This is a genomic window from Methylorubrum zatmanii, assembly GCF_014845115.1.
Classification (GTDB): Bacteria; Pseudomonadota; Alphaproteobacteria; order Rhizobiales; family Beijerinckiaceae; genus Methylobacterium; species Methylobacterium zatmanii.
The window spans coordinates 1-1,532 of sequence record NZ_NKUI01000059.1; the positions used below are offsets into that span (position 1 = coordinate 1).

Sequence of the window (1,532 nt, forward strand, 5' to 3'; positions counted from 1 at the left end):
GCTACGCCAGGCGCGAAGGTCCTCGGCCAGTTGCTCGAAGCAGCCGGCCGACAGCCAGCGTTGTGCCTGCTGGTAGACCGCCGCCCAGGGCGGCAGAGCTATGCGGGAGATTGGGTGACGACGGTGTGTTGAAGGCGGCGTATCGAGGCGGGTGTCGAAGCCTGCCAGAACCTCTCAGCGAGAGCGATACGCCATGGAGACACCTACCAACATCGTCCGGCTTCGTCAGCCCGAAGACCTCGACGATCCCCTGACCGAGGTGCTGCGCGCCGGGGCCCGCCGCCTGCTCGCCCAAGCTGTTGAGATGGAGGCGGACGCGTTCCTGAGCGCGATGCAGGATCTGCGGCTTCCGGACGGACGCGCGCGGCTGGTGCGGCACGGCCATGGCCCGGAGCGGGCGATCCAGACCGGCATCGGCCCGGTGCCGGTGGCGCGGGTTCGTGTCCGAGATCGCGGCGCGAGCGGATCTGAGGACCGGGTTCGGTTCACCTCGACGCTCCTGCCGAAGTGGGCGCGGCGCACCCGCAGCCTGGATGCGTTACTGCCGGTCCTGTACCTACGCGGTGTCTCGACCGGCGACTTCCAGGAGGCGCTGGCCGCCCTTCTGGGTCGGGATGCTCCGAACCTCTCGCCGGCCGTCATTGCCCGGCTGACCGCGGCCTGGGCGGACGAGTATGCCCGCTGGCAGGGCCGCGATCTCTCCGCACGCCGCTACGTCTATGTCTGGGCCGACGGCGTCTACCTGCAGGCCCGGATGGAGGACCAGGCCGAGTGCATGCTCGTGCTGATCGGGGCGACGCCCGAGGGCCGGAAAGAACTCGTCGGCTTCCAGGTGGGCGTGCGCGAGAGCGCCCAGAGCTGGCGCGAGCTGCTCGTCGACGTGAAGCGGCGTGGGCTGTCGATCGCGCCCGAGATCGCGGTCGGCGACGGCGCACTCGGCTTCTGGCAGGCCCTGGACGAGGTCTTTCCGGGCACCGCTCACCAACGGTGTTGGGTTCACAAAGCGGCCAACGTCCTCGACAAGGTGCCGAAGTCCGTTCAGGGCGCGATGAAGGTGGATCTGCGTGAGATCCACGGTGCGCCGACCCGGGCGGCGGCCGAGGCGGCGCTGGCTGTCTTCGTCGAGAAGTACGGGGCCAAGTACCCGCGCGCCGCCACCTGCCTGACCAAGGACCGGGAGGCGCTGCTGGCGTTCTACGACTTCCCGGCCGAGCACTGGGACCACCTGCGCAGCTCGAACCCGATCGAGAGCGTGTTCGCCACGGTGCGGCATCGGACCGTGCGGACCAAAGGTGCACTCTCGGCCACGACCGCCAAGCTGATGGTGTTCAAGCTGGTGATGGCAGCCTCGAAAACCTGGCGACGGTTGAAGGGCGAAAACCAGTTGCCGAAGGTCGTGGCCGGCGTCATCTTCCGCGACGGGACCGAGGTCACCGCGAGCCCAGATCACCGCGCCGCCTGACCGCCTCCGTCACCTAAAATCCTGCATAGCTCCCGCACTTCCAGCGCGCCGTCTTTCATCGAAGCCGTAA

The 1,532-nt window shown here is 68.5% G+C and carries 1 protein-coding gene and 1 pseudogene; one reads left to right on the plus strand and one right to left on the minus strand.

Going from position 1 to position 1,532, the window contains the following annotated elements:
- A pseudogene (locus MZTS_RS08315) lies at positions 1-96 on the minus strand (IS5/IS1182 family transposase); the annotation flags it as partial.
- Positions 97-193: 97 nt separating this feature from the next.
- On the opposite strand from MZTS_RS08315, the gene MZTS_RS08320 reads away from it, so the two are divergent.
- Positions 194-1,462 carry an IS256-like element ISMex3 family transposase gene (locus MZTS_RS08320; protein ID WP_009867550.1) on the plus strand — a complete coding sequence of 423 codons (1,269 nt, stop codon included), beginning with the start codon at positions 194-196 and terminating at the stop codon, positions 1,460-1,462.
- The last annotated feature ends 70 nt before the right edge of the window (positions 1,463-1,532 follow it).